Below are 4,190 nucleotides of genomic sequence, written 5' to 3'. Positions count from 1 at the left end.
GGAGCTAATAAAACGCTGATTCAACGAATTTTCCTGATAGAGGGTTGGTTGATTTCCTTATCCGGAGCTTTGATTGGAACCGTAGTTGGTATTGTAATTTGCTTGTTGCAGGCTAAATATGGCTTTATTAAAATAGGGGGGGGGGATAGTTTCATTTTCTCTCAATATCCTATAAAAGTGGTGTTTATTGATGTGTTAATTGTTTTTGTAACTGTAGTGATTATTGGTTATTTGGCTTCACGTTTACCTGTTCGATACCTTACGCGTAAGTTCTTGGATGTAGATTAATGCATTTTATCGTTTAATATTCTCAAGTCATGAAACTCTTCAGGACAATAAAACTGTACCTTAGCGTTTATTATGGTGATTGTACTTGAGAATCATAATCAGACCTAAAATTTAAACTCTATGACTCGAATTTTTCTTTTTATTTTATTCTTTGTTGGTGTTGGTATGTCCTCACTAGCACAGCAAATTGCAAAAACTAACTCAGGTAGAGTGGTTGTTTTATTTGATAATGGCACCTGGAAATATGTGGGTGATAAAGCAGATGATAAAGGCAAAACTATGACTGCAGCAATTACTGCGAAGGTAAAAGTAATCAATGCTAAGGTTGAATTAAAAGATGCTGAAACCGAGAAATTAAATTTCATAAAAGGACCAAGTGCCAAACTTTTAAAATATTTCAAGCATAAAAATATCGTAAACGCTGACTTTAATCTTGTTTCCAAGGATGGAAAAGTGAGTTTAATGATTGATTGGAAAGTTATGACAGCTGAAGCTTTTGCATATTTTGGATATATTAAAGAAGGGAGTAAAATTAGCCTGGAATTGATGGGAGGAAAGGTCGTAGATCTGATTTATACAGAAGAGTTTGAACCTAAGGAGTATGAGAAATATGGTTTTTCAACTTATAAAACTCAGCTGAATTTAAGTCTGGAACAAATCGCTTTATTACAGTCGAATATCGTAACAAAGGCAACAATGACCTGGACTAAGCGTAGTGAAGAATATAAGATTACTAATCCTGCTTACTTTGTGAATGAATTACCAAAGTTGATGAAGTAGAGTTGAATGATTGCGTGATATAAAAGAAGCTGGTTAGTCTTTCGACTTGACCAGCTTTTTTATTTTGATTGAATGATATTCAATAGTTAATCTTCGGATATTGTTTCTCCCCACTGTTCTGATATTCGATCAAGAATCAGCATAAGTTCATTATAATCTCCCGATCTAAGCATTTCGATACGAGTTTGTTTAAAATTGTAAAGACCTTTAAACATACCTGCCATATGACGACGCATATGTAAAATTCCTCTTTTTTCGTCAATCCAGTTTATAGCACCATCTATCTGTTGTTTTAGCATTTCGACCTGCTGTGAAACTGTAGCTGGAGGCAATAGTTCACCCGTTTTCAGATAATGTTTCACATCACGAAATAGCCAAGGTTTACCAATTGCACCTCGTCCAATCATTATAGCATCTACGCCATATTTATCGAAGGCTTCTTTGGCTTTAATCGGATTGGTGATATCCCCATTCCCAATAATAGGGATATTCATACGAGGGTTGTTTTTCACTTTGCCTATTAAATCCCAATCGGCTTCACCTGTATACATTTGGCAGCGTGTACGCCCATGAATAGTTAATGCCTGAATCCCAGTATCTTGTAATTGTTCGGCCAAGCCAACAATGATTTTTGAGTCTTCATCCCATCCCAGTCGGGTTTTTACTGTCACAGGCACATTTACTGCTTTTACAACGGCTTCGGTAATTTCCATCATCAAAGGAATGTTAAGGAGCATTCCCGCTCCTGAGCCCTTGGTAGCGACCTTTTTAACAGGACACCCGAAGTTGATATCTATAAAATCAGGATTCGCTTGTTCCGCAATTTTGGCTGCTTCAGTCATAGCGTTAATCTCTTTCCCATAAATTTGGATGGCAAGAGGACGTTCTTCTTCCACGATTGTCATCTTTTTCATTGTTCGATTTACTGAACGAATAAGCGCTTCTGAAGAAACGAATTCGGTATACATTAAATCGGCTCCGTATTGCTTACACAACAAACGAAAAGGTGGGGTACTCACGTCTTCCATGGGTGCCAGTAATAATGGCTGATACCCTAAATCTAAATTTCCTATCTTCACTTTATAACCTAATTAAGAACAAGCACAATTGATTTAAACTACTCAATACGAATTTGGTGTAAATAGATAATTTAGACCTTTGAAATCGATATTGATGCTTCTTTATTCTTTTGCAAAGATATAACAGATCATCAAATTAAAAATAGGTGGTTAGAAACATCTGTTTTTTTAAATAAAAGCAAGCCAAAAGGTATAATGTAGTTTAAGTATAAAATGTTAATTTTGTTTCTATTGTTCAAAATCTGCTAGAGAAAAACTGCCTGTATGATTAAAAAAAGTTTGATTCCCCTATTAGCCATATTTTTTGTAGGAATACTCGTAATGGTCTATTTCTATATGCAAAAACAGAAGGAATATAAGACTAGCGATCACTTTCTAGCTATTCCAGCATCTTCTGAAATGATGATTCATTTTGATAATATGGAAGATTTGATTTCTAAACTTGAAAAGAATCAAGGCGTATGGAAAGAACTTTGTCAGTTTAAATCCTTCAGCGATATCAACAAAAACATTAATGATTTTTCGAGCTTGATAAATGATTCGTCTTCGGAATCAGAACTGGACTTGGACCGATCCTTGACTATTGCGAGTCAGATTATGGGAAAGGATCAAGTTGAATATCTTTATGTACTTCCTGTTCGCAGCTATCTTGAAGAAAAAAGAATTCAATCCTTTATTCAAGATAAGTTAAATTCTCAAAAAGAACCGATTAGTAGAAAATACAATGGAACAAGTTTGTATACACTTCCTAAAAACTCTTCAGGAAAGAAGTTCTTACATTTTTGTTTCTCAAAGGGGTTGATGTTGGTCAGTTCATCTATGATTTACCTTGAGAATTCTGTTAGACAACTTGAAGATTCTGGTTCGATAAGTGAATCGAATGGGTTTAATCAGGTTTTCAAAACAAAAGGAGAAAATGTAGATGCGAACATTTATTTTAATCTTAAGAATTGTAAAAAACAATTTGCCTCTCTATTTGAAAAGGATATTAAATCGTATATACGCCATTATTCTCATCTGGGAAATTGGATAGAATTAGACTTAAGTTTCCGAGACCATCTAGTTCTCTTGAATGGTTTTACTTATTCGAATCAAGAAGAAAATAATTACCTGAATGTTTTTATGAAACAGGATGGGGTTAAGATGGAGATGGAATCTGTTTTGCCGGGAAATTCAGGTTTAGTGGCTATTATGGGGCTAAATGATCCTCTCCAGCACAAGAATGCATATCGTAAATTTCTTGAAGGGAGTAATGGTTTAAATAATTATTTAGCGGGATTAAAAACATTGAAGAATAAGACAGGAGTTGATTTTGAGAACTTATTCTATTCCATAATTCATAAGGAGATTGCTCTGGTTTATCTGGACAATCAGACTGATAAGCAATTTTCTATTATCCGAACAAAATCAGCAAGTGCTGCCAAAGAAAAATTGGTGAGTATGCTGTCTGCTTATGCTGAAAGAACAAAACGCAGTTTATCGTACTATTCAACAAGTATAAAGCTAGATGGTGCAACAAAATTCGATGTGTTTAGAATGCCGGATGATTTAATCTTTGAGAAGATGTTCGGCCGTATGTTTAAGGGAGCTCCTTCTAACTATATGACTATTTTTGAAAATTATATGATTTTTGGAAGAACCAAGGCTCAGCTTTCAGAATTTGTACATGCTTCTTTCTTGAGAAAAACTTTAGATAAAGATCCTGTTTACGATGAGAGTAAGGAATACTTATCGAATAAAGCGAATTTCTTTTTCTACACTTCAATGCCTCGATCGAATAAGGTTATTTCTAGCTTTTTAAATGAAGATTATCAAACTGATATTATAGAACAGAGAGAAAGTCTTAATAAGTTTCAATCCATTGGATTTCAGATGACTGCTAACGAAGATCTGATTTACAACAATATCTTTGTAAAATACAACCCTGTTTTGGAATTGGCACCACAAACAGTTTGGGAATCACGTCTTGATACAGCCTTTGTCCACAAGCCATTCTTAGTTGAAAACCATTACACTAAGGAGAAGGAAATTTTGGTTCAGGAT

Annotated in this window: 4 protein-coding genes; 3 read left to right on the top strand and 1 reads right to left on the bottom strand. The window is 34.6% G+C overall.

Annotation, left to right across the window (positions count from 1 at the left end; all coding sequences use genetic code 11):
* Both ABY905_RS14580 and ABY905_RS14575 read left to right on the top strand, forming a co-directional pair.
* On the top strand, positions 1-288 hold a 288-nt coding region (locus ABY905_RS14580), incomplete at its 5' end, for an FtsX-like permease family protein (protein ID WP_372645160.1).
* Between the two features lie 120 nt (positions 289-408).
* Positions 409-1,068 carry a hypothetical protein gene (locus ABY905_RS14575; RefSeq protein WP_372645157.1) on the top strand — a complete coding sequence of 220 codons (660 nt, stop codon included), beginning with the start codon at positions 409-411 and terminating at the stop codon, positions 1,066-1,068.
* 86 nt (positions 1,069-1,154) lie between these two features.
* Here the strand turns inward: ABY905_RS14575 and dusB are convergent, their stop codons facing one another.
* The gene (dusB, locus tag ABY905_RS14570) at positions 1,155-2,147 is read right to left on the bottom strand and encodes a tRNA dihydrouridine synthase DusB (protein ID WP_372645155.1); all 993 of its coding nucleotides are present in this window, start codon (positions 2,145-2,147) and stop codon (positions 1,155-1,157) included.
* 264 nt (positions 2,148-2,411) lie between these two features.
* Here dusB and ABY905_RS14565 point away from each other — a divergent pair.
* Positions 2,412-4,190: DUF3352 domain-containing protein (locus ABY905_RS14565; RefSeq protein WP_372645153.1), on the top strand; the 1,779-nt coding region annotated here is incomplete at its 3' end.

It is taken from the genome of Ancylomarina sp. (genome assembly GCF_041555295.1).
Lineage (GTDB): Bacteria > Bacteroidota > Bacteroidia > Bacteroidales > Marinifilaceae > Ancylomarina.
This window is presented reverse-complemented; position numbering and strand designations above follow the sequence as displayed.